Annotated in this window: 25 protein-coding genes, 1 rRNA gene and 1 other annotated feature; of the genes, 4 read left to right on the top strand and 22 right to left on the bottom strand. The window is 56.6% G+C overall.

The window, feature by feature from the left end; all coding sequences use genetic code 11:
• Positions 1–181 precede the first annotated feature (181 nt).
• A 16S ribosomal RNA gene (locus ACFWUB_RS04430) occupies positions 182–1,745 on the bottom strand.
• Positions 1,746–2,315: 570 nt separating this feature from the next.
• Between ACFWUB_RS04430 and ACFWUB_RS04435 the strand changes: the two genes are divergently transcribed.
• From ACFWUB_RS04435 to ACFWUB_RS04445, 3 genes are read left to right on the top strand one after another with little or no spacing between them, the layout of a single operon-like run.
• Positions 2,316–3,098 carry a basic amino acid ABC transporter substrate-binding protein gene (locus ACFWUB_RS04435; protein WP_020309993.1) on the top strand — a complete coding sequence of 261 codons (783 nt, stop codon included), beginning with the start codon at positions 2,316–2,318 and terminating at the stop codon, positions 3,096–3,098.
• 3 nt (positions 3,099–3,101) lie between these two features.
• A complete protein-coding gene (locus ACFWUB_RS04440) occupies positions 3,102–3,746 on the top strand; it encodes an HAD family hydrolase (RefSeq protein ID WP_020309992.1) in 645 nt (214 codons plus the stop codon).
• Between the two features lie 18 nt (positions 3,747–3,764).
• The gene (locus ACFWUB_RS04445) at positions 3,765–4,550 is read left to right on the top strand and encodes a basic amino acid ABC transporter substrate-binding protein (protein ID WP_416184386.1); all 786 of its coding nucleotides are present in this window, start codon (positions 3,765–3,767) and stop codon (positions 4,548–4,550) included.
• Positions 4,551–4,732: 182 nt separating this feature from the next.
• Here ACFWUB_RS04445 and ACFWUB_RS04450 read toward each other — a convergent pair whose 3' ends face one another.
• The 12 genes from ACFWUB_RS04450 to ACFWUB_RS04505 form a co-directional block, all read right to left on the bottom strand.
• Positions 4,733–6,040, bottom strand: a complete 1,308-nt coding sequence (locus ACFWUB_RS04450; RefSeq protein ID WP_020309990.1) for a hypothetical protein — start codon at positions 6,038–6,040, stop codon at positions 4,733–4,735.
• Positions 6,030–6,965: a DNA-binding protein WhiA gene (gene whiA, locus ACFWUB_RS04455; RefSeq protein ID WP_292105613.1), complete on the bottom strand. Its 936-nt coding sequence runs from the start codon at positions 6,963–6,965 to the stop codon at positions 6,030–6,032. Before whiA ends, ACFWUB_RS04450 begins: the two co-directional genes overlap by 11 nt.
• Before the next feature lie 13 nt (positions 6,966–6,978).
• Positions 6,979–8,325, bottom strand: a complete 1,347-nt coding sequence (locus ACFWUB_RS04460) for a gluconeogenesis factor YvcK family protein (protein ID WP_020309988.1) — start codon at positions 8,323–8,325, stop codon at positions 6,979–6,981.
• Between the two features lie 11 nt (positions 8,326–8,336).
• A complete protein-coding gene (rapZ, locus tag ACFWUB_RS04465) occupies positions 8,337–9,242 on the bottom strand; it encodes an RNase adapter RapZ (RefSeq protein WP_020309987.1) in 906 nt (301 codons plus the stop codon).
• Between the two features lie 23 nt (positions 9,243–9,265).
• On the bottom strand, positions 9,266–10,066 hold the full coding sequence (locus tag ACFWUB_RS04470; RefSeq protein ID WP_292105609.1) for a Cof-type HAD-IIB family hydrolase: 801 nt from the start codon (positions 10,064–10,066) through the stop codon (positions 9,266–9,268).
• Positions 10,066–10,455, bottom strand: coding sequence for a hypothetical protein (locus tag ACFWUB_RS04475; RefSeq protein ID WP_020309985.1), 390 nt, complete (start codon positions 10,453–10,455; stop codon positions 10,066–10,068). The genes ACFWUB_RS04470 and ACFWUB_RS04475 overlap by 1 nt, the downstream gene beginning before the upstream one ends.
• A gap of 86 nt (positions 10,456–10,541) precedes the next feature.
• Positions 10,542–11,144, bottom strand: a complete 603-nt coding sequence (locus ACFWUB_RS04480; protein ID WP_416184290.1) for a DivIVA domain-containing protein — start codon at positions 11,142–11,144, stop codon at positions 10,542–10,544.
• 25 nt (positions 11,145–11,169) lie between these two features.
• Positions 11,170–11,955 carry an RNA-binding protein gene (locus ACFWUB_RS04485; protein ID WP_416184291.1) on the bottom strand — a complete coding sequence of 262 codons (786 nt, stop codon included), beginning with the start codon at positions 11,953–11,955 and terminating at the stop codon, positions 11,170–11,172.
• Positions 11,956–11,971: 16 nt separating this feature from the next.
• Positions 11,972–12,481: a cell division protein SepF gene (locus ACFWUB_RS04490; protein WP_020309982.1), complete on the bottom strand. Its 510-nt coding sequence runs from the start codon at positions 12,479–12,481 to the stop codon at positions 11,972–11,974.
• Positions 12,482–12,496: 15 nt separating this feature from the next.
• Complete coding sequence (locus ACFWUB_RS04495; protein ID WP_292105600.1) at positions 12,497–13,180, bottom strand: YggS family pyridoxal phosphate-dependent enzyme; 684 nt, start codon at positions 13,178–13,180, stop codon at positions 12,497–12,499.
• A 126-nt stretch (positions 13,181–13,306) separates the two neighbouring features.
• Positions 13,307–14,113, bottom strand: a complete 807-nt coding sequence (pgeF, locus tag ACFWUB_RS04500) for a peptidoglycan editing factor PgeF (RefSeq protein ID WP_292105598.1) — start codon at positions 14,111–14,113, stop codon at positions 13,307–13,309.
• Positions 14,106–15,842 carry a radical SAM protein gene (locus ACFWUB_RS04505; protein WP_416184292.1) on the bottom strand — a complete coding sequence of 579 codons (1,737 nt, stop codon included), beginning with the start codon at positions 15,840–15,842 and terminating at the stop codon, positions 14,106–14,108. Before ACFWUB_RS04505 ends, pgeF begins: the two co-directional genes overlap by 8 nt.
• A gap of 363 nt (positions 15,843–16,205) precedes the next feature.
• On the opposite strand from ACFWUB_RS04505, the gene crcB reads away from it, so the two are divergent.
• Positions 16,206–16,586: a fluoride efflux transporter CrcB gene (gene crcB / locus ACFWUB_RS04510; protein ID WP_020724113.1), complete on the top strand. Its 381-nt coding sequence runs from the start codon at positions 16,206–16,208 to the stop codon at positions 16,584–16,586.
• Between the two features lie 354 nt (positions 16,587–16,940).
• On the opposite strand, the gene ACFWUB_RS04515 is transcribed toward crcB, so the two are convergent.
• From ACFWUB_RS04515 to ACFWUB_RS04555, 9 genes are all read right to left on the bottom strand, one after another.
• Positions 16,941–18,383, bottom strand: coding sequence for a sodium:solute symporter family protein (locus ACFWUB_RS04515; protein WP_301876983.1), 1,443 nt, complete (start codon positions 18,381–18,383; stop codon positions 16,941–16,943).
• A gap of 50 nt (positions 18,384–18,433) precedes the next feature.
• Positions 18,434–18,709: a binding site (T-box leader), on the bottom strand.
• Between the two features lie 95 nt (positions 18,710–18,804).
• The gene (locus ACFWUB_RS04520; protein ID WP_292299346.1) at positions 18,805–19,908 is read right to left on the bottom strand and encodes a type II secretion system protein GspD; all 1,104 of its coding nucleotides are present in this window, start codon (positions 19,906–19,908) and stop codon (positions 18,805–18,807) included.
• A gap of 18 nt (positions 19,909–19,926) precedes the next feature.
• Complete coding sequence (locus ACFWUB_RS04525) at positions 19,927–20,364, bottom strand: hypothetical protein (protein WP_020309975.1); 438 nt, start codon at positions 20,362–20,364, stop codon at positions 19,927–19,929.
• 136 nt (positions 20,365–20,500) lie between these two features.
• Positions 20,501–21,496, bottom strand: coding sequence for a UDP-glucose 4-epimerase GalE (galE, locus tag ACFWUB_RS04530; protein WP_292261895.1), 996 nt, complete (start codon positions 21,494–21,496; stop codon positions 20,501–20,503).
• A gap of 70 nt (positions 21,497–21,566) precedes the next feature.
• Positions 21,567–23,009, bottom strand: a complete 1,443-nt coding sequence (locus ACFWUB_RS04535) for a glucose-6-phosphate isomerase (protein WP_416184293.1) — start codon at positions 23,007–23,009, stop codon at positions 21,567–21,569.
• 158 nt (positions 23,010–23,167) lie between these two features.
• The gene (locus tag ACFWUB_RS04540) at positions 23,168–23,935 is read right to left on the bottom strand and encodes an amino acid ABC transporter ATP-binding protein (protein ID WP_020309972.1); all 768 of its coding nucleotides are present in this window, start codon (positions 23,933–23,935) and stop codon (positions 23,168–23,170) included.
• Between the two features lie 11 nt (positions 23,936–23,946).
• Entirely contained in the window at positions 23,947–24,597 is a 651-nt protein-coding gene (locus ACFWUB_RS04545) for an amino acid ABC transporter permease (RefSeq protein ID WP_289123120.1), read from the bottom strand.
• A gap of 188 nt (positions 24,598–24,785) precedes the next feature.
• On the bottom strand, positions 24,786–25,589 hold the full coding sequence (locus ACFWUB_RS04550; protein ID WP_020309969.1) for an amino acid ABC transporter substrate-binding protein: 804 nt from the start codon (positions 25,587–25,589) through the stop codon (positions 24,786–24,788).
• 12 nt (positions 25,590–25,601) lie between these two features.
• Positions 25,602–26,399, bottom strand: coding sequence for an amino acid ABC transporter substrate-binding protein (locus ACFWUB_RS04555; RefSeq protein WP_020309968.1), 798 nt, complete (start codon positions 26,397–26,399; stop codon positions 25,602–25,604).
• Positions 26,400–26,442 lie beyond the last annotated feature (43 nt).

Here is a 26,442-nt window from a genome sequence, read left to right on the forward strand (position 1 = left end):
CACGCCATCCACACGGGATGTCGTGATGAACAAGAATTCAAGGTTCGTTAAGATCTCTTTTTAAAAAGAGGTATTTTCTAACATTTTTATGCAGTTGTCAAGGTACGATTGAGAGGATGACCTCTCAAAACTGAACAATGAATGAATTGGCCTCCGTGCCGACTTCTTAGGTTTTCCCTAGAAAGGAGGTGATCCAGCCGCACCTTCCGATACGGCTACCTTGTTACGACTTCACCCCAATCATCGCCCCCACCTTCGACGGCTGGCTCCTTGCGGTTACCTCACCGGCTTCGGGTGTGAATGACTTTCGTGGTGTGACGGGCGGTGTGTACAAGGCCCGGGAACGTATTCACCGCAGTATGCTGACCTGCGATTACTAGCGATTCCTGCTTCATGCAGGCGGGTTGCAGCCTGCAATCCGAACTGGGACTCTGTTTTTGGGGTTTGCTCCGGATCGCTCCTTCGCTTCCCTCTATTAAGAGCCATTGTAGTACGTGTGTAGCCCAAGCCATAAGGGGCATGATGACTTGACGTCATCCCCGCCTTCCTCCGCATTGTCTGCGGCAGTCTCTCCTGAGTCCCCGGCCGAACCGCTGGTAACAGAAGATGGGGGTTGCGCTCGTTGCGGGACTTAACCCAACATCTCACGACACGAGCTGACGACAGCCGTGCACCACCTGTTTTCTTGTCCTCCGAAGAGGAACAGGGTATCTCTACCCTTAGCAATCAATGTCAAGGCTTGGTAAGGTTCTTCGCGTTGCGTCGAATTAAACCACATACTCCACCGCTTGTGCGGGCCCCCGTCAATTCCTTTGAGTTTCAGCCTTGCGGCCGTACTCCCCAGGCGGGATACTTATTGCGTTAACTCCGGCACAGAAGGGGTCGATACCTCCTACACCTAGTATCCATCGTTTACGGCCAGGACTACCGGGGTATCTAATCCCGTTTGCTCCCCTGGCTTTCGCGCCTCAGCGTCAGTTGTCGTCCAGAAAGCCGCTTTCGCCACTGGTGTTCCTCCTAATATCTACGCATTTCACCGCTACACTAGGAATTCCGCTTTCCTCTCCGATACTCTAGCATCGCAGTTTCGGTCCCCTCACGGGGTTAAGCCCCGCACTTTTAAGACCGACTTACGACGCCGCCTGCGCGCCCTTTACGCCCAATAATTCCGGACAACGCTTGCCACCTACGTATTACCGCGGCTGCTGGCACGTAGTTAGCCGTGGCTTTCTCTTACGGTACCGTCACTTACGACGGGTATTGGCCGTCGTACCATTCGTCCCGTATAACAGAACTTTACAACCCGAAGGCCGTCATCGTTCACGCGGCGTTGCTCCGTCAGACTTTCGTCCATTGCGGAAGATTCCCCACTGCTGCCTCCCGTAGGAGTCTGGGCCGTGTCTCAGTCCCAATGTGGCCGTTCATCCTCTCAGACCGGCTACTGATCGTCGCCTTGGTGGGCCGTTACCCCTCCAACTAGCTAATCAGACGCAAGCCCCTCCTCCAGCGAAAGCTCCGAAGAGCCTCCCTTTCTTCCTTCTGCCATGCGACAGAAAGAACGTATTCGGTATTAGCAGCCGTTTCCAGCTGTTGTCCCCATCTAGAGGGCAGGTTGCTTACGCGTTACTCACCCGTTTGCCACTCGAATCAATAAGAAGCAAGCTTCTCATCTCTTCTCGTTCGACTTGCATGTGTTAAGCACGCCGCCAGCGTTCGTCCTGAGCCAGGATCAAACTCTCCATGATATATGGAAGAGCGTTTGGCTCTTGTTTATTGATTGGTATTACTCATTGTTTGACGTTCTATATAATAGAACCTCGCACGTTGGCGTTCATTCAGTTCATTGTTCAGTTTTCAAAGGTCATCGTTGCCATCGCTTCATCGCGACGACTTGTTTATTTTAACAAACTCAGAAGAGCTTGTCAAGGATTAATTTGAACTTTTTTTTAAATTCAAACTTCCTGCTGCGTCAGGGCCTTGCCCCGACAGCTCATTCAGTATACTACTGTGTAAAGGAATTGTCAAGGATTTTTTTCAAATCCTTGACGCAGGCCGCCGGTCACCGGTCGCAAACCCATGCCACATATTCCGTTCAAGTATCTTCCCCATTATTCGCTGCGGGCCGCCCAAGGCTCCCTTCATAGGGGAGCTGGCCGCCAAAGGCGGTCTGAGAGGTTAAAGAGCCCCTATGCACTTTATGCTATATTTTTCGCGCTATATTTTATGCTATATTTTTCGCGCTATATATAGTATAATTATGTCGAGTAGTTGTATTTTATATTTCCTTATTAGGCAATGAACAGGAGTTGTTACACATGAACAAGAAATGTTTAGCTTTGGCAGCCGCTGCCATGGCGGCTGTGACACTGGTCGCCGGCTGTGGTTCTTCGGCAGACAAAAAGGACGGCGCTTCGGGAGATCAGAAGACCCTCGTCGTCGGTATGGAACCGACGTTCCCGCCGTTCGAATTTACGGAAAACGACAAATACATCGGTTTCGACATTGATTTGGCCAATGCCATCGGCGAAAAAATGGGCACGAAAGTTGAAGTCAAGAGCCTCGGTTTTGACGCCCTCATCCCGGCCCTGCGCAGCGGTCAGATCGACATGATTGCTTCCGGCATGGACGCTACGCCGGAACGGCAGAAACAGGTTTCCTTTACGGAACCGTATTTCCAGGATGGTTATTCCGTCGTCGTCCGCAAGGATAACACCAACATCAACGGCTTCGATGACCTCAAAGGCCGCACGGTCGGTTCCCAGGTCGGCACGAAGGGCGTAGACCTGGCTACGGAAGCCGGCGCTACGGTCAAGCAGTATGACGCCAACAGCCAGGGCTGGATGGAACTGCAGAGCGGCACGTGTGATGCCGTCGTCATCAACACGTCGGTCGCCCTCTACTACATGAAAGAAGGCGGCGATAAAGACCTGAAGATCGTCGGCGACGCCAAGAAAGCTGATGCCGGTATCGCTATGGCTGTTTCCAAGGACAAACCGGAACTCCTGGAAAAGGTCAACAAAGCCCTGGCCGACCTCAAAGCCGACGGGACTTATGCCAAACTGTACAAGAAATGGTTCGGCGTCGATCCGAAGGCATAATCGATGTATAAAGCCTACGTATTCGATTTCGACTACACCCTGGCCAATTCGGAAAAGGGTATCGTCATGTGCTTCCAGCTCCTCTTCGAGGCCGAAGGCTATGACGGTATCCCTGAAGAAGCTATCCGCCGCACGATTGGCATGACCATGTACGACGCCATGGCCCTCCTGACCGGGGAAACGGACCCGGACCGGGTCAACGCCCTGATTTGGGAATACAAGGTCCGCTTCTCCGACAAGTACATGACGGCCAACACCCATCTCTATCCGCAGACCCTGCCGACGCTCCATGCTTTGAAAGACGCCGGCGCCCTGTGCTGCATCGCATCGACCAAGACCCGGTCGCGTATTGGCGAAACCCTGCGGAAATACCAGATGGAAAGCCTCATCGACCTCGTCGTCGGCGTGGAAGACGTCGCCAAGGCCAAACCGGCACCGGACGGAATCAACGCCGTCTGCCGCCACTTCGGCCTGGATAAAAAGGACGTCCTCTACATCGGTGACAATACCATCGACGCCAGAGCCGCCAAAAATGCCGGCGTCGCCTTTGCCGCCGTGACGACGGGAACGACGACGAGCCAGGAATTCGCCCGCCTGCCCCATGTGGCAATCATGAAGGATCTCAGCGAAATCCTTACTATTCCCTAATTGGAGGAACTCATTATGATGAAGAAAAAAGTTACGACCCTCGTCGCTGCCTCGCTGGCAGCCCTGACCCTTCTCGCCGGCTGCGGCTCCAACGGCACAGCCGATAAAAAAGATGGCGCAGCCAAAGGCGACAAGACCCTCATCGTCGGCACGGAACCGACGTTCCCGCCTTTTGAATTCACGGAAAATGAAAAGGACGTCGGCTTCGACATCGACCTGGCCCAGGCCGTCTGCGATAAGCTGGGCTACAAGATGGAAGTCAAGAACCTCGGCTTCGACGCCCTCATCCCGGCCCTGAAGAGCGGCCAGATCGACCTCATCGCCGCCGGCATGGATGCGACAGATGAACGGAAAAAACAGATCGACTTCACGGACGTCTATTACCAGGGTGGCTACACCATCGTCGTCCCGACGGGCAATACGGACATCACCGGTTATGACTCCATCGCCGGCAAGACCGTCGGCGCCCAGGTCGGTTCCAAGGCAGCCGATTACGCCAGAGAACACGGGGCCAACGTCAAGGAATTCGACACCAACACCCAGGGCTGGATGGAACTGGAAGCCGGTACGTGTGATGCCGTTTCCATCGATAAAGCCGTCGCCCAGTATTACCTCCAGCAGGGCGGCAAAGATAAGCTCAAGATCGTCGGCGAACCCATTACGTCCCGCGGCGTAGCCATGGGCATCAGCAAAGATAAACCGGAACTGAGCAAACAAGTCAATGAAGCTTTGAAGGAAATCAAGGCAGACGGAACGTACGCTAAAATCTATAAGAAATGGTTCGGCGAAGAACCGAAGCAGTAAAAAAAAGGCTTGTCGCACATGCGACAAGCCTTTTTAAGTGGTTAGTGGTTAGTGGCTAGTGGTTAGCGGATGGTTTTAAATTTAAACCATCTTCTACAAACTCCGCACTACAAACTATAAAGCCAAAGAACCTCTCCGGCCCGTTGGGCCACCTCCCCTATGAGGGGAGGCTTTGAGAACCACTATTTTTTATCCTTCTTCTGGAGTTTGGCCAGGCGGTCTTTTAAGGACATGAACTCGCCCTGGTTGTCGGACTGGAGTTCCGTTTCGGGCTGGATGGTCTGGTCTTTATAGGCGGCTTTGCGTTTGGCTGCTTCGGCAGCGGCTGCGGCCTGACGTTCTTTTGCAGTCCGTTCGCTCTGGACGGCTTCGCGGATGGGCTGGAGTTTATTGTCCGGGACGACGAGGAAGCGGACCGGCAGGTTGGCGGCTCCCGGCGGCATGATGTGGATGGTCATGTCCGTCCCGGCCGGGAAGGTATCGACGTATTCCATGGCATACGGGTCATTGAGGCCCATGGAGTGGCGATGGCGCGGCAGTTCGACGATTTTCTTGTCTTCGCCCCGCTGGGGATCGCTGTAGATGAGTTCCGTCACGCCGGCATATTCGCCGCCCTGGGGATTGAAATACAAGTGGATGTTCCCGGTCCCCGTCGTGCGCAGGTGGATGGTGTAGTCGACGCCGTAGTTGCCCGTATCTTCCGAGGCCCGGTTGTCCATGACGTCACGGCCCTGGAGGAAACGGTCCCAGACGCCGTCAGCCAGGAGGATATAGCCGATGCCGCTGTCCGTCGAATAGGGAATGAGCGTGCTCAGGTAACGGTCCTTGCCGTGGAAAGTGCCGCGCAGCTGGACGGAGTCACTGGCCAGGTACTGCTGCTTGCGGATGAAGGCAATCGGGTCTTCCTGGGGCGGCAGGATCATGGACGACAGGATCATCGGTTCCGGCAGGCTGACGTTGACGATGCCCGAAAAGAGCTGGTCCGGCCGGACGACAGTTTCATTGAGGCGCTGACCGACGATGGCATAGTCATGGGCCGGGACGGTGATCTTATTAACCGTCATGTTGCCTTCATAATACATGGTCGACAGTTCCTTGCCGACCTGGTAGTAGTCCGTACTGGGCCGCGTATACTGATAACCTCGGAGGACCGCTTCCAGCGGATACGGGTGCGGATTGTAGAGCATGGCTACGATTTTCCGGTTATACTGGTGCTGGTTGACATGATAGAAATAGAGGCGCACGTCGCCGCTGACCGTATCCCCATAGAGGATCCCGTCACCATCGGCGTATTCCGGGCTATCAGAGAGGAGCAGCGTCCCCGTATCGACAGGAGCTGTCATGGAAATAGGAAGCATACGCTGGGCGACGACGCGGTCCATGACGTCCGGGTCGTCGACAGCGGGCAGATCCGCTGCCAGGGCGCCGGCCAGGGGCAGACAGGCCGTCAGCAGGCCGGCTATATAGGTACATAGTTTCTTAAATTTCATCTTCTCGTTGACCTTCTATCTGTTTCGCTATATCAGCGATTTTTTTAAAACGGTGGGACAAGCCCGATTTCGTCAATCCCGACTGGGCCGCCAGTTCACTCATGGAAGCTTCAGGATTGGCCATGCGCAATTCCGCCGCTTCCCGCAGCTTCGGCGACATGCGCTGGTACAGGCCCGATTCCTGGATGCAGGTAATGGCCCGGCGCTGGCGCACGGCGGCGTCTACGGTCTTCTGGAGATTGGCCGTTTCACAGTTGACGACGCGGTTGACATTGTTGCGCATCCCCTTGACGACGCGGACGCTCTCAAACTTGAGATACGCCTGGGCTGCGCCGATGTATTGCAGGAATTGGGACACGCCATTGCCTTCTTTGATGTAAACCAAATAATCGCCCTTGCGGTCCGTCGTCTTGGCCGGCAGGCGGAAACGGCGCATGATTTTCAACAATTTTTCGGCAAAGGCCGCATTGCCCGTCACCAGTTCCAGGTGATAATCGCCCTTGGGCTGATTGACGGACCCGCCGCCCATGAAGGCTCCCCGCAGGAAAGCCCGCTGGCAGTCGGTCTTCTTGAGGTCGATGGCCGAAAATTCCGTATCTGTCGGAAACAGGGACAAATCCTTCAGGATGGCCGTGCTTTCCGGCGACGGCGATACGCGCAGGATATAGTAATTCTTCTTGCGCAGGCGCAGGCCCTGGCGGACCCGGACTTCGGGCCGGACCGGGAACGATTCCATCCACATCTTCAGGGCCTTGCGGGCGACGGCATTATTGGACGTGCTGAATTCGATGCCGATAGTCCCGCGCGAGCCGAGTATGAGGGAGCCGCCCATGCAGAGCAGCGCTGCCAGTTCGGCAAAACGGCAGGCGGCATTTTCGGGCTTGCAGTGGGCGATTTCATTCTTCACTTCTTCTGCAAATGACAAAGGGCGCCGCCTCCTAACGATGGTTGAATGTGTAACGCTTCAAATAGTAATGCAAGAGCTCCGGCGACAAATCGGTCCGCAAGGCGTTGATCAGATCAAAGAGGACGTTGGCCAGCTTCTTCGTATCGTGAGTGGCACTGTTTTCCTTGTTGATCAAATTCGACAGGATGAGCGTCGCCCCGGTCTGGCTGACTTCCTTCTTGTCGATCATGACCGGATGGGACCCGTGGGCGACATAGCGCTGGAGGACGGCCGGATCGACATCGCCGTTGTTGGCGATGACGAAGTCGATGACCTTGCCGCCGGCCTGGCGGTTGATGGCCCGGATGTGGTCGGATACGGTGTAATCATCCGTTTCCCCGGGCTGGGTCATGACGTTGCAGATATAGATCTTCGGCGCCTTGCTGGTGCGGACGGCCTGGACGATATCGGGTACGCAGAGATTGGGCATGATGCTCGTATAGAGGCTGCCCGGTCCGAGGACGATGGCGTCGGCTTCCCTGATGGCGTCGACGGCCGACTGGATGGCCCTGGGGTGTTCCGGCGTCGTAAAGACGCGCTTGATCTTGCCGTGGGCATGGGGAATCTGCGATTCCCCTTCGACGATGCGGCCGTCGGTCATTTCGGCATTGAGGCGAAGCTTTTCCGCCGACGATGGGATGACCTTGCCGCGGACGCGCAGGACCTTGCTGGTCGCGTCCATGGCTTCCTCGACGTCGCCCAGGACTTCGATGAGGGCGGCGATGAACAAGTTGCCGAAGCTGTGGCCCGTCAGGTTGCCGGACCCGCCGAAGCGGTGGGCGAAGAGCTTTTCCATGAGCCCTTCCTTATCGGCCAGGGCGACCAGGCAGTTGCGCAGGTCCCCTGGGGCGATGATATCCAGGTCCTGGCGGATGCGGCCTGTCGAACCGCCATCGTCGGCGACGGTGACGACAGCCGTCAGGTTATATGTCTTGGCCTTGAGGCCGCGCAGCATGACCGACAGGCCCGTGCCGCCGCCGATGACGACGACCTTCGGCCCTTTGGACAGCTGGAGGTTGGAAAAGATCAGGTCGCTGAGGTTATCCGATTCGCCGGGCATGACGACGCCGATCATGGTACGGATCAGGCGCCGCGTCGCCCAGGCCATGACGACCAACCCCAGGAGGATGACCAGGATGCCCATACTGGCCAGGATGGTATAGTTATAATGGCCCGTCACTTCATAGAGCAGGCGGAAAGCCCATTCTTCCAGCGACCCCAGCCATTGGTAGTTAAAGGTCAGGATAATGCCGAAGCTGGAGCACATCATGCCCAGGCCGAAGAGAAAGAGCCATCGCTTGATGTGCAAGCCCGGATGCAGCCATTTCATAAAACGCATGACAGCACCTCCTACGCTTCGCCTTCGTACCCCGGCGCATCTTCTTCGACGTCGTTCTTCTGGATATCCCGGTGTTCGATGGATACGTCGACACCGTTATCCCTGAGATGTTTATACATGGCTTCGGCCATACAGACACTGCGGTGCATCCCGCCCGTACAGCCGACGGCGATGACCAGCTGGCTCTTGCCTTCCCGTTCATAGTTGGGCAGGAGGAAGTCGATCATATCGAACCACTTTTCCTTATACGTCTGGGTAATGGGGAAGCTTTCGACATAGTCGCGCACACAGGGTACACGGCCCGATTTATGTCGGTATTCTTCAATATAATAAGGATTGGGCAGGAAGCGCACATCTTCGACGATGTCCGCATCGATGGGCATGCCGTGCTTGAAGCCGAAGGACACGACGGTAACGGTCATGCTCTTCTTGCTGTCCGTAATGGCATAGCGCTTGACCAGGATCTCCTTGAGCTGCTTCGGCTTGAGATTCGACGTGTCGATGATGAAATCCGCTTTCTGGCGCAGCGAGGCCAGGCGCTTGCGTTCTTCGGCGATGCCCTGGCTGATGCGGCCATGCGGGGCCAGGGGATGGACGCGGCGCGTTTCCTTATAGCGCCGTACCAGGGCCTGATCCGAAGCCTCGATGAAGACGATTTCGTAGGAAATGCCTTCGGCCTTGAGGTCTTTCAGGCACTGGCTCATGGCGTCAAAGAATTCACCGCCCCGGATATCGGCGATGAGGGCCACGTGGCGGACCCGTTCGCCGCCTTTGATGCACAATTCCGCGAACTTGGGAATCAGGACCGGCGGGATATTGTCGATGCAGAAATAGCCGATGTCTTCCAATACCTGGACAGCATGGCTCTTACCGGCACCGGACATGCCGGTGACAATGATCAAATGAAAATGGTCCATAAGAACCTCCTATATAGACAATGTTACAATACAAATTTCTCAACCGCCGCGGCGACGCCGTCGTCATTGTTGGACGCCGTGACGTAAGACGCGACGGCCTTCACTTCGTCAGCGGCATTGGCCATGGCCACGGGGAAACCGGCGGCTTTGAGCATATCCAAATCGTTCTGGGAATCGCCGAGGGCCATGATCTCATCGGCCGTGATGCCGTAGAGCTCGCCCAGGCGGCGGATACCCTTGCCCTTGTCGACGCCGCTGGGCATGATTTCCAGGAACGTCGGCATGGAAAAGAGGATGTTGAACTGACCGGGGAAACGCTCCTCGATGAGGGCCTTGCGGGCCACCAGGTCGTCGTGCTCGCCCCGGCTGAGAAGCTTGTTGCAGTCGCCCTGGACGCGGTAGAATTCGTCGCCGCAGATACAGGCCTTGCTGTGCGTGATTTCTTCATAGCCGCGGATCCACTTATCATCCTTGGCCGTGCGCAGGACGTCGTCGATATAAGTCTGCATCTGCCAGCCCTTTTCCCGGGCCAGGTCGACCAGTTCCTGTGCCGTCTGCTGCGGAATGGCCTGCTGGAAGAGGATTTTCTTCGATTCCAGCGTCTCGATGAGACCGCCGGCAAAGAGCAGCAGCGGACTGTCGCCGAGGTCCAGGCGGTCGCCGTAAGGCCGGGCCGTCTGGTACATGCGTCCCGTGGCGATGGCGACGACGACGCCCTTATCGCGGGCTGCCTGCAAGGTGCGGACCGTCCGGTCCGACACGCTGCCGTCGCTGCGCAGGAGCGTCCCATCGAGGTCGATGGTGATCATCTTTACCGGCTTCATCAGGCCTTGTCCCCCTTCCAGTCGAAGACGACGCCCTGACTGGACGGTTCGGCTTCCTTCGGCGCGTCGCTGACGTACTGCAGGTCGTCGGCATAGCTCTGGGCCAGTTTATCGATTTCCCGCTGCTGGTCTGCCGTGGCTTTGCTGCGGTTCTTCATGGCAGCGGCGATCATTTCCGTCACTTCATAGCGCGTCAGGTTGTACGACGGCGCAAAGCGCGTCATCGGCACCCCCGTCAGGCCGGCCTTGGACAGGTCGTAGACGGCCTTGTATTCCCAGGTATTGCGGTCTACGGCGTCAAACTGGTTCGGCGCATAGGGATTATAGGCCAGGGCCGCGCTGAGCCCCAGGCAGCACCAGGCTGCCAGCAAAAGAAAGAATCGTTTCATCGTTGTCCCCCTCTATAAACAAATATACTCCCTGCCGGGTCTAACGTGCGTCATACCTGAAAGAGAGCATATCCATAAAATACGTATTATTGGGCTTTTTTAGCGTCCTTTTTGGCATCACTGTCATCGTGGCTGCCATGATCGGGTACGGCTTTCTGCGCGGCTTCGGTCGAAACGGCGACAGCCGGGGCTGCCGGTTTGACGGCGACCGATTTATCCGCAGCGACAGGTGCCGCACCTTCGCCATCGAGGGCCATGTCGTCGAGCAGCTTGAGCTGGCTGGTCAGGATGGCACGGCACTTGGCGCGGTATGCCCCGGTCTGGGCCTTGAGCTTTTCCCATTCCTGCCGGGACTGCTGCAGATTCATCATCGTTTCGTCGAGCATCTGCTTCTTCTTGCTTTCCGCTTCCTGCAGGATGAGGTCGGCTTCCTTGCGGGCCGAGAACTTGACGTTTTCCGCCGTCTGCTGGGCCAGCATGAGCGTACTGTTCATGGTAGCTTCCATCTTTTCATACTGCGTCAGCTTGTCCTGCAGGCTGTCGCAGCGTTCCTTCAATTCGCAGTATTCCCGGTATACCTTTTCGTAGTCGCCGGCGATGTTGTTCATGAAAGCATCGACGTCTTCTTCGCTGTACCCGCGGAAGCCGCGTTTAAATTCTTTGTTGTGAATATCCATTGGTGTAAGCATGGTATTTCCTCCGTGTGAAAGGGAATTACATATACCGCTTCAGCAAGACGCCGATACGGCCCTTCCTGGACGTACCCGTGATCTCGGCCAGTTCCATCCGGCCCTTGCCGCGCAGCGAAATGACATCGCCCTGACTGACGTCCTGGCTCGGTCCCTTGGCAGGCTGCCAGTTGACCTGGACCCGGTCGCCCTTGATGGCTTCGGCCGCCTTGGTACGGGAAATGCCAAAGCCCGAAGATGCAATGGCATCGAGGCGGAGCGATGCGACGGTCGTCTTGATTTCCTTGACTTTTTCCTGGCGAGGCGCAATGTCCGACAGGGGCATCTCTTCGATGGCAATGGATACCATGGCAATTTTAGTGAAATTCTGCTGTAAATACGGGACGAGTTTCGTATCGGCCAAGAGGACGGCGCCGGCATCCTGCATGATGATGTCGCCGAAGCGTTCGCGGCCGACGCCGAGGCTCATGAGCGAGCCCAGGACGTCGCGGTGCCCCAGGAGCCGGTAGCGGTCATCCCAGGACAGGCGGCAGGCGGTGATGCCGAAATCGACAGGCCCGTCGTAATCGGCGCTGACGAAAGCCAGCTTGACCCGTTCTGCCCCTTCATAGCCGCCAAAGGTCCGGAGGACCAGGGACGGCACATGGGCCTGGATGGTCTCGCCGATCTGGACGGCACCGGGAGATACGAACTCGCTGACCGCATAAGGACGGCCCTTGGCCGTGCTGTCAGCCAGATCGATAAGGCGGGCAGCGAGCTCGCCATTATCGGTCCCCTGATAATAACGGATAATCCGATCTCTGTTCTTCAAGATAATCCCTCAATTACTAGTGCTGCGGCGTGCTGCTGCCGTTGTTGTTATTGTTGTTGCTGTTCCAGGCCAGGGGCGGCGTATTGAAATCGCCGTAGTCGTCACGCTTGCCGTGGTCGACGGTGACATTGCTCGGTACGCAAAGGAAGATTTCCTTGCCGACCTTCTGGATGTTGCCGTCCAGGGCATACGTAGCGCCGCTGACGAAATCGACGACGCGTTTGGCAATGTCGTCCGGCGTCGATTCAAAGTTGATGACGACGGGTTTGCGGTCGCGGATATAATCGGCGATGCTCTGGGAATCGTCAAAGGTTTCCGGTTCGACGATGACCATGCGCAGCGGTTTTTCCTGGGGTGCTGCATAATTGACGCCGGAACGGCGCGGGGCTACAGCCGGCGTGCGGCGCGGTGCGCGTTCTTCTTCCATTTCTTCTTCATCCTCGTATTCGTCCGTTTCAAATTCGTCGTCTTCGTTGACGCCGCCTACAGTACCTACTAATTTATCCCAAACTTTCTTTACTCCCATGGTGAATACTCCTCCTTAGTAATTACGGGGCCCAAAGATTGCCGTACCTACGCGGACGACATTGGCGCCTTCTTCGATTGCTATTTCAAAATCATGGGTCATGCCCATGGACAGGTAACGGATTTGACCTTCCGGAAACTTCGGCTTCATGTCTTCATACAAAGCGTGGGCAATGCGGAATACAGGCCGTACATCCTCTACGTTGTCGTAATTCGGGGCGATGCACATGAGGCCCAGGACGCGGACGTGTTCCATGGTCTTGGCCATTTCGCACATAGCCGGGAAGTCTTCCACTTCCATGCCGAATTTGCTTTCTTCGCGGGCCACATTGACCTGCAGGAGAATATCCTGTACTTTGCCGATCTTGCCGGCTTCCTTATCCACAGCTTTGAGCAGGTGTTCGGAATCGATCGAGTGGATGAGGTCGAAGTGTTCGACGGCATGTTTGGCCTTATTGGTCTGCAAATGACCGATTAAGTGCCAGGTCAAATGGTTATCCGGGAACGCTTCCAGCTTCTGAAGTGCTTCCTGGACCCGATTTTCACCGACGTCGGTGACACCGCATTTAGCGGCTTCTTCCATCATTTCTACGGGATGATTCTTCGTGACTGCGACAAGCGTAATTTTGTCAGTCCTGCCGACGCGGGCAGCTGCATCGGCAATTCTCTTATTTACTGCCTCAAGATTTTCCTTAATCAAGCCTATCCCTCCGTAGTGCATGTGATTATATATATTCATATATTTATAAAACATTACACTTCTTTTATTATATATAGTTAAGGCTATAAAAGCTAGTCATATTTAAAAATTTGTCCCATCTGCTTTTCAAAGGACAGCAAAGGCCCCCATGCGGCCCGTATGACCGCCGTCGCGGCGATAGGAAAAGAACTTCCCTTCCTCGGCAAAGGCACAGCTCGTCGTGACTTCGATGTGGTCCGGCCGAAGGCCCGCTTCCTCCAGGAGCAGCCGGTTGGCCTGCCACAAGTCAACGGACCAGACGCCATCTTTTTCGCCGGCGCAGTTCCCATAAGCCGTCCCCAGGCGGCGGAAGGCCATGGCCGTAGACTCGCTGACCTCGTAATGGGCCCGGGAAATGGAAGGCCCCACATAGGCCAGGAGGTCTTTCGGGTCCGACCCGTAGGCCAGGCGCATGGCAAAGACCGTCTTGGCCGCCAGGCGCTGGACCGTACCGCGCCAGCCGTCGTGGATGACGGCGACGGCCCGCTTCACCGGATCGTAGACGATGACCGGCACGCAGTCGGCGATGCAGAGCATGAGCGGCACGCCGGGAAGGTTGGTCATGATGGCGTCCGTATGGGCCAGGGCATCGGCATAACTGCCGGCACCGCAGCCGATCTCTGCCGGTCCCACGGCGACGACGTGGTCTTCGTGGGTCTGCTGAGCCGTCGTCAGCTTCTGCATGGGATAGCCCAGGAGGGCACAGAGGCGGCGCCGGTTCTCCAGGACGGCCTTGGGCTGGTCGCCGACGTGGAGCCCCAGGTTCAGCGACGTGAACGGTGCCTCGCTGACGCCGCCGCTCTTGCCGGTCACGCCATGGCGCAGGCCGGCATCTGCCAGGAGGGTGCTCTCTTCCCAACAGATTCCATTACCATGTTCTACCCACTTAGTCATGATATCCTCCACAAATGTGACAGCGTCGGCAGCCGTCGAAACAGGGGATGGTGAATTCCCCGTCTTCGGCTTTTTTCAGCTCGTCCGTCAGGTACGTCGGCACCAGTCCCGTGTCGATCGTATCCCAGGGCATGACGGCGTCTGTCGGCCGCTGGTCATATAAAAATCCTTTAATATCGAAATGAAGCTCCTTGGCCGCCCGTTTCCAGCCCTTGACGCCGCCGTATTCATGGGCCTTGACCAGGAGGTCGCCGACGCGGCGGTCGCCCCGGGACAGGACGCCCTGGATATAGGCCGAGCGCAGGGGCTCGATGAGCAGCTCGATCTGCTTGTCCTTCAAGGCCTTCTTGAGGAAATTCAGCCGTTTCTCGACGACCTTCTTTTCCGTCATGGCCATCCACTGGAAAGGCGTGAAGGGCTTGGGGATGAAGGGGTTGATGCTCAGGGTGATGCGGCTCAGGTTGCCGATGGCCGCCATGTGCTGCTGGACGCGGCGGGTCATATCGACGATGCCCTGGATATCATCATCGGTTTCCATAGGCAGGCCGACCATGATGTACATGCGCACGTGGCGGATACCGGCTGCCGTCGCCAGGTCGATGGAATGGAGCAGGTGCTCTTCCGTGATGCCCTTGTTGATGATGTCCCGCATGTGCTTGCTGCCCGCTTCCGGCGCCAGGGTAATCGTCTTCTGGCCGCTTTCGGCCAGGCCCTTGACGATGGCCGGCGTAATCGAGTCGGCCCGCAGGGACGCACAGGAAAAGGCCAGCCCCTGGTCGCGGATGAACGTGACCAGTTCGTCGATATAGGGATAATCGGAAATGGCCGCGCCCATGAGGCCGATTTTCTTGCCCAGGGCCTTGCCGCGCAGGACGGCGGACTTGACGTATTCCAGCGGACGGACGCGGGGACGGCGGTAACAGTAGCCGGCCATGCAGAAGCGGCAGTGACGGCCGCAGCCCCGGGCAATCTCGATGAGGTACATGGCGCCGAACTCCGTATTCGGCGTGGCGATGACCGTTTCCGCCGGCTGGGTCAGCTCGTGCCATTGGCGATCGACCTTGGCCGGGATGCCCTCTTCCGGGACAATGCGCACGACGTGGCCGTCGTCATCGTATTCGTGGCGGTACAGGGACGGCACATAGACGCCGGGGACATGGATAGCCAGATAGCGAAGCAGGTCGTGACGGGACAGGCCCTGGGCCTTACCTTCTCCATAGGCGTCGAGGAAGGTATGGATGAATCGCTCCCCTTCGCCGACCAGGACGACGTCGACAAAAGGCGACAGCGGTTCGGCGTTGAAAAAGGCGACAGGCCCGCCCATGACGACGAGCGTATCGTCATCATCGCGGTCAGCGGCCAGGACGGGGATGCGCCCCATTTCCAGGATCGTCGGCACGTTAAAATAATCCATTTCAAAACTGACCGACAGACCGAGAATCTCGAAATCCGACAGAGGCCGGCGGTTCTCCAGGGAAATGAGCGGTTCCCCTGTCTTCTCGAAGACCTTCATGAGGTCCTTGTCCGGCAGGAAAGCCCGTTCGCAGAGCCAGTCCTCGCGGCCGTTCACTTCGCGGTAGATGATCTGCATCCCCAGATTGCTCATGGCCACGTCATACGTATTGGGATAACAGATAGCCATGGCATGACGCGTGCCGAAAGGATACTGTACAGCCCCCGTTTCCTGGGCCATCAGATCATCCAGCGCTTTCTCTACTTGCCAGCTCATGCATCCCCCTCCTTTCATTCATCGTTCGTTAGGTATCCTATATTGTATCACAGAATGTCCCGATGGGCCAGCCGTGTCTTGCATCGCCGCTCCCATCGTGTTATGGTATTAATTGATGTTCGCAGGCCGCAGGCCGCAGGTCGCAAAGCCTCCCCTTATAGGGGGAGGTGGCCCAACGGGCCGGAGAGGTTGAATTACCACATACTACTTCAAAAGCAACCTCTCAGTCAGCTGCACTGACAGCTCTCCTATGAGGCGAGCCTTTTGAAAGAACCCCTCAGGCCGCCGCGGTCCCACGGACCGCTTCCGTAGGGGCCGTCCCAAAGGGCGGCCCGCTTATTTCATAAAAAAGGAGTCCTATTCATGGAAAAAGTCCTCTTCGTCGCCCTCGGCGGCGGCATCGGCGCAGCCCTGCGCTATTTACTCACAGAACTGGCCAACCTCCACGGCGGCGTATTCTTCCCATACGGCACCATCCTGGCCAACCTCATCGGGTCCTTCTGCATCGGCATCCTCTTCGTCTTCTTCTCCGAAAGCAGCGACCTGTCGCCCATCGTCAAACTCTTCTTCGTCACAGGCATCCTGGGCGGCTTCACGACCTTTTCGACGTACAACATGGAACTCCTCACCTTCGTCCGTACTGGCGCCGTCTTCCCAGCCCTGGCCTACTTCTCGTTCAACGTCATCGGCGGCTTCGTCTGCTGCTGGCTTGGCTTCGCCACCGGCAACGCCTTGTGGGGATGAGAGAAGGGCCGCCAGAGCGGCCCGCAGGTCGCAGGTCGCAAGCCTACCCTCATAGGGGAGGTGGCCCAACGGGCCGGAGAGGTTGAATTTCCACGCGGTGATTTAAAAACAACCCCTCAGGGGAGCAAAAAAAGAGGCTGTTGCATTAAGACAGCCTCTTTTTAAGTTTGTAGTTTTTAGTTTAATCGCCGTATCGGCCGACCGGTTGCGTTTGCGCTAAGATGGCTGGATATGCGCGCTGGGGCAAGGCGGAGGAAGGAGGCGTAGCCATAGCTACGTCGACTGACGACAACGCAGTCCCAGCGTGCAGAGCCGGTCAGATTTGCGCAATAAGCAGACGGCCGGCCGATACTCCTAATGCTGTGCCGGTGCGCCGACAGGTTTCGTTTCTTCTACGAGTCCGTCCGTTGCGATGGCTTTCTGGGATACGAAGCTGATGCCGCAGAAGGTGACGGCGCAGACAATCCATTCGGCATAAATGACGTGCGGCAGTACGCGGACAGCCGGTACGAACATCCAGGCGACGAGGACGATGATGGAAGCCAGGATGGTGTAGAACGCAGCCTGACGGGAGCAGTATTTCGGCGCATACATGGTCATGAGGACGATGACTGCGAAAGCCGTCATGAGCGACAAGCCGGCCATGAGGGTCGAAATGATGCCGCTGATGGTCAGGGCGAAGCCCAAGGTCAGCAGGCCCAGGAGCAGGACGGAAATACGGGTTACGGTCATGTATTTCTTATCGGACATATTGGGGTCGATGAACTGTTTATGAATATCATGGGAATACAGCGTCGCAGCCGACAGCAGGAGATTGCAAGCCGTGCTGACATCAGCAGCCCACAGCGAAGCCAGTGTCACGCCGGCAATCCAGGGATTGAGGGACATGATGAGCTTCGGCAGTGCCGTCGTCGGCGAAATAGCCGGATACATTTCGGCAGCGATGACACCGAGGAGAGCGGCGATGAAACCGACAGGCAGCATGACCAGACCACCGATGATGAAACCTTTGCGGGCCGTCTGGACATCCTTGGCACCGAGAGAAATCTGAATGATAGCCTGGAGCGATACATTGACCGTAATGAGGACGACGATCCAAGTGATGATGGTCATGGGACCGACACCGCTGATGAGGTCCATGGACGTAATGGACGGAGCCTGGATAGCGACGACGTCGATGCCGCCGGCCATGCCCAGGATGAGGAAAGCAGCAACCGTAATGCCGATGTACTGCAAGGTAACATTGAGGACGTTAGACTGGCTGGCCGACCACATACCACCGATAAGAGTAATGCCGATGAAGACGACGGCACTGGTGAGCATCCCTGTGACCGGCGTGAAGATATTCGGCATCAAGGCAGCCAGGATAGCGCCGCCTGCGACGTACTGCAGGCTCATGATGACCAGCTGTACCAGGACCTGACAGCCGATACCGGCGATCATGCTGCGGCGGTCATAATACCGTTCCAGCAGTTCCGGTACGGTCGTAATATTGAGCTGGCGATACTTCTTGGCGACCGTCAGGCCCATGACGATGGCGCCGATGCCCCAGGCCGCCGTATACCAGCCGGCCGACAGCCCGACTTTATAAGCCTGTTCGGCAACGCCGATGGTCGAAGCCCCGCCGACAGCCAGGCCGACGATGGATACCATGATGAGGGGCGTCGTCAATTTGCGGCCAGCCAACACATACGCTTCTGCCGATGCGGCAGCCTTATGCTTGACGTACCAGCTGATACCGAAGAGAACGCCGATGTACACTAAAATAATGAAGACTTGAATCCCTGTAGTTCCCATAGTAAAAACTCCTCTCTAAAATAATTTCCCGAAAAAAAGCCGCCCCTCACAAAAGGGACGACTCAGTCGCGGTACCACCCAATTTATCGATATATGGATAAAAAAAAGAGTGGTACGCCAGGGACGGAAGATTCCGCGGTACCACCCTAATTATCTCGAATCGATCAACTCATGGCCGTATAACGGCAGCCGCCCCGGTACAGCCTACTCACGTTCAGCCGTACAGTTCAGGAATGAACTTCATGCCCTTTCCCCTGTCCCCTCACACCGGCCGGAGACTCTCTGAAAAGCTCAAAGACACTACTTTTTTCCATCACAACTGTTATCAGGAAATCTGTTGTTGACCATGATTATACAGGAAAATAAAATAAAGTCAAGAAAAATCTGACGAAAAAATCGAAAGAAAATCACGTAAAACGTACTACGAATTAGGTAAAACGTGAGACCTGAGAATCAACACAATCTCTGTGTTTTTATGCGACTTATAGTGATAGCGAAATAATTTCCCCAACACTGGCAATGACGCCAGAATCGGCACCTTGCGGAAATGCTCGACCTCTTCCCGGCGAATCAGACCACCGATGACCAAAGGCTCGCCATCGCGCAGACGCACGACCGTCCGGGCCTGGCGCGTCGCAATGCGGTAGGCCTTCATTTCCGGCACAAACACAGGCGTACTCACTTCTGCCACCAACTGGGCCGTCACCGAATCATCGGGATGGATCTGCGGAGTATAGGTCAATTTTATGCCCGCCTCTTCGTATGTTGTGCTCACAGCCGTTTCCTTGCCGGACAGATGCTCTGTCTGGACGGGGACTTTATCGCCGATGAGGATATGCGCTTCCCGGCCATTAGTAGCGACCATGTGCGGCGAAGCCAAAATATGGGCCCGTCCCTTTTCTTCGAGGGCGTGGATCGTCCCGGCCAGGGAAAAGACGCCGTGGTCCGCCCCGCCTTCTACAGTCGACCAGTTCCACTCGACACCGGTCTGCTTCAGCAAGCTGTCATCGACGGAGGCAACCTCTACGGAAACATCGACTTGCCGTGCCGGCACATCGAGACGCTTCACCAGGGACTGGACAGCCGCCTGGACTTGATGCGTTCCGCCGACAACGAGGGTATTCGTATCGCCATGGCAGCGCACATCGGCTTCCGGTACCGCTGCCTGGACGGCCTCCTTCAAAACGGCCGGGTCGGCATGGCGTAGCGACCATGTATGAAAAGTCTTGACCCCTTTTCCCGATTTCGCCCCGCTCATCGTACGGATAGGGCCGGATTGTTCGTAATACAAGCCCTGGCTGTCAGCAATGGCCTGCAAGGCTTCTTCCAAGGTGACGTCGTGGAGGTTCATCGTCAACGAGCCCTGCACGCTGTCATCGACGACAAGATTGATATTTCCTGACCGGGCCAGCCCTTCCAGTACCGTCCGTGTCGGCACATCCCGGACCTGGACATCGACAGCCCCGGCCGTCCAGGGACAAAGACAACAGATACCGGCAGTCAGCCATTTCTTCCACTCCTTCATGATGTTCCCTGCCTTTCTTTACAAAGGGATTTCAAAAACTCGTCCGTCCCGCTGCAGGCCTGCGGCCTGACGGTTGACATAGGCGATGTACCAGCCGTTCCACCATTCCCCGGCAGCACAAGTCGCCGTCTGTCCCTGCCACTTCAAAATGACCAGGTGAATATCTCCTTCATGGACGGCACCACAGACGACGGGCAGCGTCCCTTCTTTTTTCTCTTTTTCCGGTTGTTCCTTGACTTCTTCAGGCGCAGCCGCCGGAACGGTCAGCGGTACCGCTTCAGGCGCAGCAGTCTTCTTCGGCAGACTGCCGGCAAACAAATCCGGTAAGGGCTTATAGCGCAAGGCCGGTCGGACATCATAGACGAGGTTTCCTTTACCGTTTCCCCGTTCCGCTTCGTCAGAAGCAGAAAAAACGGGATGCGACCCAGCTTCATGCTGAGCGGCATCCCGTTTCATGTGTTCTTGTCCTTGCGACGGCTCGTCCCACCACGTCCAGATGGCGCCAAGGCAGACAAGTATCCCTATATAGGGAAGCCATGTCTTGCGATGTTGAACGATACCGTTCCTTACCTTTTGCAGAGCGGACAAGACCTTATTTCTTATCTCCATAGCCCTGCGGATGATGCTGATGCCAGTTCCAGGCATCGGCAATGATTTGTTCTACCTTACTGTGTGTCGGCTGCCAGCCTGTGACGCGGCGGATCTTTTCGGATCCGGCGATGAGGATGGCCGGGTCACCGGCGCGGCGCGGTGCTTCTTCGACTTTGAAGTCTTTGCCCGTGACTTTCTTGGCGGCTTCGATCATTTCACGGACGCTGAAGCCATTCTGAGAGCCTAAGTTGAAGTATTGCGATTCTCCCCCTTCGGCGAGGTACTTGAGGACCCTTACGTGGGCGTCTGCGAGGTCTGTGACGTGGATGTAGTCACGGATGCAGGTGCCGTCGGGTGTGGGATAGTCGGTGCCGAAAATCTTGATGCTGTCCCGCTGGCCCAGGGCCGTCTGCAGGATCAAGGGGATGAGGTGTGTTTCCGGTGTGTGGTCTTCACCAATGGTGCCGCTTCCATCGGCCCCGGCGGCATTGAAGTAGCGCAGGGCCACGTAGCGCAGGCCATAGGCCCGGCTGAACTGGGCCAGCATGGTTTCGATCATGAGCTTGGTCTGGCCGTAGACATTGGTCGGATGGTAGGGCATGTCTTCGGTGATCGGCGTCTGTTCCGGTTCGCCGTAAACGGCGGCCGTCGACGAGAAGACGAAGTATTTGACGCCGGCCCGGCGTACAGCTTCCAGGAGGCAGTACGAGCCGACGACGTTGTTGTCGTAATAAATTGTCGGGTTTTCCATGGATTCGCCGACCTGGCTATGGGCGGCGAAGTGCATGACGGCGTCGATGTTCATGTCTTCCATGATGTGCCGTACCCGGTCGATGTCATGGATGTCGACGACGTAAAAAGGGATTTCTTCCGGGACGGCTGCCCGATGGCCGCGCGAAAGATTATCAATGACGACGACGTTGTGGCCCTGAGCCAATAAGGCTTTGACCGTATGGCTGCCGATGTAGCCGGCGCCGCCGGTAACGAGAATATTCATTGAGAGTCTGCCTTTCGTTATTTATTGAGCGGGCTCCCCACGCGGGAGCCCCTACGATGCGGATTATAAATTATTTTTCCTGCAATTTTTTCAGACGGCCGCCGAGGAATTTCTTGTAGACTTCGACGCCGGGCTGGTTGAAGGCGTCGACGTTGGCGTATTCTCCTTCGTAAGCGATGGACAGGCAGAGCATGAACATCAATTCGCCCAGGTGATACGGGGTCAGGGCCGGCAGGATGTAGTTGGCGCTGGGACGGCCGTCACCGGCGAGGGCTTCGGCGTTGGAGCTGCGGGCTGCTTCCAGGATCTGGCTCAAAGGCAGGCCGCTGAAGGCAGCGAGTTTCGGGTATTCGTCATAGAGATGGGGAACGGTGACGTCGTCGGGCCAGTTTTCGATGGAGACGAACTGGACGACTTTGTCCTGCGGGCCTTCCTGGTGTTCCTGAGTCTGGGCGTGCATATCCGTCGTACCGACGGCGACAATCGGCGTGCGGCCGTAATTGACGACGTTCCCCTGTTTGTCCAGTCGTTTGCCCAGGGATTCAGCCAGGAGCTGGATATACCATTCGGACAGGGATTTCAAGTTGTCCGCATAGGGCATGAGGACTTCCAGGTCGCGGCCGTGGTTCTTGCCGGCCAGGAATTTGAGGACGCTGTTGAGCAGGGCCGGGTTCTGCCAGATATCCGGATTCTGGCAGGCGTGGTCCATGTCGCGGGCGCCGTCGAGGAACTGGCGGATATCGAAGCCCGTGAGGGCACCGACGATGAGGCCGACTTCGGAGAAGACGCTGAAACGGCCGCCGACGCCATCGGGAACGTAGAAGATGGGCCAGCCCGATTTCTTGGCCAGGCCGTGGAGCAATGTTTCTTTTTCGCCGCCGTCGTGGGGGTCCGTAACGGCTACCGTTTCCAGGGCGATGCCGGCATCGTTCATGGCCTGTTTGAGGACCATGTAGTTGGACATGGGTTCAATGGTCGAGCCCGATTTGGAAATGACGACGGCCATGACCGTGTAGTTCGGTTTGGTGTGGCTGTCGGCCTTGAGGAAATTGATGAGGCCCGTCATCTTATGGGAGTCGACGTTGTTGCCGGCAAAGAAGGCTTTCGGGAAGCCCTTGCGTTCTTCCGTGCTCTTGAGGTTCCAGAATTCGCCGCACTGGACGTCGAAGAGGACCTTGCCGCCGAGATAGGAACCGCCGATGCCGAGGAATACGACGGTGTCTACGCGGTTGCGCGTCGTCCGTGCCAGTTCTTCCAGGGCAAAGATGCGTTCCGGACTGTTGATGTTGCCTTCTTCGATGTACGGCAGCTGCGGGAAGAGGACTTCTTCCGGTTCTCCGTCTTTCGAGAGATGGCCCGGCATGATGCCGGTCTTGCGCATATTCATAACGGCTTCGTGAGCCTTGGTGTAAACGGGTTCAAAAGCCTTGACTTCTTCTTCAGTGACGGCCTTGGGACCATAAAGGTTGGTTACGTCAAAAGTAAAACCAGAACGTAATTTTAATTGAGTCATGTAAGTTCCCTACCTTTCGATAGAATAATGTCTGATTCACGTATAAGGTCATTATAACATAAAAGACCGCCTGCGGGCTAGACGCAGGCGGTCTCGTGGTTCGTGGTCCGTGATTCGTTTGGCGAGGAATCAGGCAAACGACCCACGGGCCGCAGGCCCTAAAAATGCAGCATTGATTTGAGGAAGTTCTGGGTCCGTTCGTTCTGCGGGTGTTCGAAGACGTCTTCCGGTTTGCCTTGTTCCTGGATGATGCCGTCGGCCATGAAGATGACCCGGTCGGCGACTTCTTTGGCGAAGGCCATTTCGTGGGTGACGATGATCATGGTCATGTGTTCGTCGGCGAGCTGTTTGATGGTCCGCAGGACTTCGCCGGTCAGTTCCGGGTCCAGGGCGCTCGTCGGTTCGTCGAAGAGCATGATGTCCGGGTCCATGGCCAGGGCGCGGGCGATGGCCACACGCTGCTGTTGGCCGCCGGAGAGGCGCGACGGATAGGCATCGCGTTTATCCCAGAGGCCGACTTTTTTCAGGAGTTCTTCGGCTTTGGGCATGATTTCTTCGGTCTTCATCTTCTTGACGATGCGCGGCGCTTCCAGGATGTTATCCAAAACGGTCATGTGCGGGAAGAGGTTGAAGTGCTGGAAGCACATGCCCATGCGGCGGCAGATGGTCCGGACGTCGGCTGCCGGGGCGTAGACGGCACGGCTGCTCCCTTCGGGCGTGCTGACCATGGTCTGGCCGTCGACGACGATGGAGCCGCTGTTGATCGTTTCCAGCTGACAGAGACAGCGCAGGAAGGTACTCTTGCCGCTGCCAGACGGGCCGATAATGGAAATGACTTCCCCCGTTTCAACGTGGAGGGTGACGTCTTTCAAGACTTCGAGACTGCCGAAGCTCTTGCGGATATGGTCCATTTCAATAAAACTCATGATAATCCTCCTTATTCATCGTAAACGGCATAGCGTTTTTCCAGATAACCAAAGACCTTGGTCAGGATAAAGGTAAAGAACAGGTAGAAGACGGCAGCGACCAGGAAGGCCGTCGTGTCGAAGTCGCGCTGTACGATGGAGCGCGTAATGCGCAGGATGTCGTTCATGGCCAGGATGTAGACCAGGGACGTATCCTTGAGGAGGTTGATCGTTTCGTTCGAGACCGGCGGCAGGACGCGCTTGATGACCTGGGGCAGGATGATGCGGCGCATGGTCTGGACGTAAGTCATGCCCAGGACTTTCGCACCTTCATACTGGCCGCGGTCGATGGACTGGATGCCGCCGCGGAAGATTTCGGCAAAGTAGGCGGCATAGTTGAGGACGAAGGCGATGATGGCCGCCGGGAAGGCCGGCAGTTTCAGGCCGTCGATGATGAAGGGCAGGCCGTAGTAGATGAAGAGGATCTGCAGCATGAGCGGCGTGCCGCGCATGACGTAGATATAGGCGTACATGGCCTTACGCAGGATGGCGATCTTGGAAATACGGCCGATAGCCATGAGGATGCCCAAGGGCAGGCTCAGGACGATGGTGATGATGAAAATTTTCAGGGTAATCTGCAGGCCTACGGCAACGGCAGGCACGATGTGAAATAAATAATCCATGTTGGCTCCTTTTTTGGAATTGACACATATATAGAAGTGGGACATCCCCCAAATCCTGTGACGGGCTCGCCACGTGCGAGCCCCTACGGTGGGCGGATTGACACATATACAGCATAGGATACGTATATACGCAAGGCGGGCCGCCCTTTTGGGCGGCCCCTACGAATCGTCGTTACATCCCGCTTCGCTTACTGTACTTTAATGGTAATATCTTCGTTAAACCACTTCTGGGACAACTTAGTCATTGTACCATCTTCACTCATTTGTTTCAAGACGTCGTTGAGTTTATCCTGCAAGAGCGTATCTTCCTTGCGCATGCCGACGCCGAATTTTTCGTCGCCCATCTTGTCGTCGATGACTTTGAACTTGCCCGGTTTCTTGGCCATGTAGTAACGGCCGACGACGCTGTCGACGAGGATGCCGTCAGTACGGCCGATTTCCAGGTCCATGAAGGCGTTGACGAAGTCGCCGTATTTCTTGACTTCTGCCAGGGAATCCTTGAATTCGGCGTTCTTTTCCAGGGCGTCGATGGAGCTGCTCCCTTCCTGGGTGCCGATGACCTTCCCTGCCAGGCCGGCCCGGTCATTGATGGGCGAATCGGCGCGGACGACAAGGAGCTGGGCGTTGTTCATATAGGGCTTGGAGAAGGCGATCTGCTGGGACCGTTCATCGGTGATGGTCAGGCCGTTCCAGAGCATGTCGACCTGTTTGCTCTTGAGGGCTGCTTCCTTGCTGTCCCAGTCGATGGGCTTGAATTCGACGGGGATGCCCAGGCGCTTGGACGCTTCCTGTGCCAGGTCGATGTCGAAGCCGACGAGCTGACCGCTGTCATCGCGGAAGCCCATGGGCGGGAAGTTGTCATCCAGGCCGATGACGATCTTATCGGGCAGTTTCTGTTCTGCCTGTTTATTTGCATTACCGCCGCAGCCGGCGACCATGGTAACGGCTGCTACGGCCAGTGTACCCGCAGCCAGTGCTTTTTTCCAATTCATGTGAATTCCTCCTTACATCGTGACGTCGATGCCAAACCATTTTTCAGAAATCTTCTTCGACGTGCCGTCGTTGTGCATGTCTTCCAGGACCTTGTCGAGCTGGGCCTTCAGTGCCGTATCGTCCTTGCGCATGCCGACACCGCTGGGGATGTCGGGATAGCCGACGTCGATGATGCGGAACGGCGCGTTGTTCTTCTTGATGAAGTACGCCGCTGTCGTCTGGGCGACGACGACGGCATCGATGCGGCCGACTTCCAGGTCCATGAAGGACGTGACGTTGTCCGAATACTGTTTCAGTTCCTTAAAGGAATCGCGCAGTTCCGGTTCGGCTTCGATGGCTTCCAGGCCGGTGCTGCCCTGCTGGGTGCCGACGATTTTGCCGGCCAGGTCGGCCTTGCCCTGGATGGGCGAGTCGTTCTTGACCAACAGGATCTGCGGGCCGTTTTCATAGGGCCGGGAGAAGAGGATGTTCTGTTCCCGTTCCGGCGTGATGGACAGGCCGTTCCAGATGGCATCGATTTTTTTGCTCTTCAGTTCCGTTTCCTTGCTGTCCCAATCGATGGGCTTGAATTCGACTTCCATGCCCAGGCGCTTGGAGGCTTCCTTGGCCATGTCGATGTCAAAGCCGACGAGCTCGCCGCTTTCATCATGGAACCCAAAAGGCGGGAAGTTGTCATCGAGGCCGATGACAATCTTATCCCTCTTGGCAGCCGTCCCCTTGTCGGCCTGTTTGTCCCCGCCGCAGCCGGCGACGAAAGTTGCTGTCAGAATTGCCGCCATACCGGCAGCTGCGTATTTTTTCCATTCCATGATTATCGCTCTCCCCTTGAGATCATCTAGGCGTACCGTTGTG

The sequence above is a fragment of the Megasphaera sp. genome (assembly GCF_047831605.1).
Classification (GTDB): domain Bacteria; phylum Bacillota; class Negativicutes; order Veillonellales; family Megasphaeraceae; genus Megasphaera; species Megasphaera intestinihominis.

What these genes read in the sequence shown, in the direction of transcription:
- ACFWUB_RS04440 (WP_020309992.1), top strand. Translation starts at nt 3,102, where the DNA reads ATGTATAAAGCCTACGTATTCGATTTCGACTACACCCTGGCCAATTCG.
- ACFWUB_RS04470 (WP_292105609.1), bottom strand. Translation starts at nt 10,066, where the DNA reads ATGAAGCCGGTAAAGATGATCACCATCGACCTCGATGGGACGCTCCTG.
- ACFWUB_RS04450 (WP_020309990.1), bottom strand. Translation starts at nt 6,040, where the DNA reads ATGAAATTTAAGAAACTATGTACCTATATAGCCGGCCTGCTGACGGCC.
- galE (WP_292261895.1), bottom strand. Translation starts at nt 21,496, where the DNA reads ATGAATATTCTCGTTACCGGCGGCGCCGGCTACATCGGCAGCCATACG.
- ACFWUB_RS04550 (WP_020309969.1), bottom strand. Translation starts at nt 25,589, where the DNA reads ATGAATTGGAAAAAAGCACTGGCTGCGGGTACACTGGCCGTAGCAGCC.
- ACFWUB_RS04435 (WP_020309993.1), top strand. Translation starts at nt 2,316, where the DNA reads ATGAACAAGAAATGTTTAGCTTTGGCAGCCGCTGCCATGGCGGCTGTG.
- ACFWUB_RS04555 (WP_020309968.1), bottom strand. Translation starts at nt 26,399, where the DNA reads ATGGAATGGAAAAAATACGCAGCTGCCGGTATGGCGGCAATTCTGACA.
- ACFWUB_RS04545 (WP_289123120.1), bottom strand. Translation starts at nt 24,597, where the DNA reads ATGGATTATTTATTTCACATCGTGCCTGCCGTTGCCGTAGGCCTGCAG.
- ACFWUB_RS04535 (WP_416184293.1), bottom strand. Translation starts at nt 23,009, where the DNA reads ATGACTCAATTAAAATTACGTTCTGGTTTTACTTTTGACGTAACCAAC.
- ACFWUB_RS04515 (WP_301876983.1), bottom strand. Translation starts at nt 18,383, where the DNA reads ATGGGAACTACAGGGATTCAAGTCTTCATTATTTTAGTGTACATCGGC.
- ACFWUB_RS04520 (WP_292299346.1), bottom strand. Translation starts at nt 19,908, where the DNA reads ATGAAGGAGTGGAAGAAATGGCTGACTGCCGGTATCTGTTGTCTTTGT.
- rapZ (WP_020309987.1), bottom strand. Translation starts at nt 9,242, where the DNA reads ATGGACCATTTTCATTTGATCATTGTCACCGGCATGTCCGGTGCCGGT.
- pgeF (WP_292105598.1), bottom strand. Translation starts at nt 14,113, where the DNA reads ATGACTAAGTGGGTAGAACATGGTAATGGAATCTGTTGGGAAGAGAGC.
- ACFWUB_RS04505 (WP_416184292.1), bottom strand. Translation starts at nt 15,842, where the DNA reads ATGAGCTGGCAAGTAGAGAAAGCGCTGGATGATCTGATGGCCCAGGAA.
- ACFWUB_RS04445 (WP_416184386.1), top strand. Translation starts at nt 3,765, where the DNA reads ATGAAGAAAAAAGTTACGACCCTCGTCGCTGCCTCGCTGGCAGCCCTG.
- ACFWUB_RS04525 (WP_020309975.1), bottom strand. Translation starts at nt 20,364, where the DNA reads ATGAAACGGGATGCCGCTCAGCATGAAGCTGGGTCGCATCCCGTTTTT.
- ACFWUB_RS04540 (WP_020309972.1), bottom strand. Translation starts at nt 23,935, where the DNA reads ATGAGTTTTATTGAAATGGACCATATCCGCAAGAGCTTCGGCAGTCTC.
- ACFWUB_RS04480 (WP_416184290.1), bottom strand. Translation starts at nt 11,144, where the DNA reads ATGCTTACACCAATGGATATTCACAACAAAGAATTTAAACGCGGCTTC.
- ACFWUB_RS04490 (WP_020309982.1), bottom strand. Translation starts at nt 12,481, where the DNA reads ATGGGAGTAAAGAAAGTTTGGGATAAATTAGTAGGTACTGTAGGCGGC.
- ACFWUB_RS04460 (WP_020309988.1), bottom strand. Translation starts at nt 8,325, where the DNA reads ATGCGTTTTATGAAATGGCTGCATCCGGGCTTGCACATCAAGCGATGG.
- crcB (WP_020724113.1), top strand. Translation starts at nt 16,206, where the DNA reads ATGGAAAAAGTCCTCTTCGTCGCCCTCGGCGGCGGCATCGGCGCAGCC.
- ACFWUB_RS04475 (WP_020309985.1), bottom strand. Translation starts at nt 10,455, where the DNA reads ATGAAACGATTCTTTCTTTTGCTGGCAGCCTGGTGCTGCCTGGGGCTC.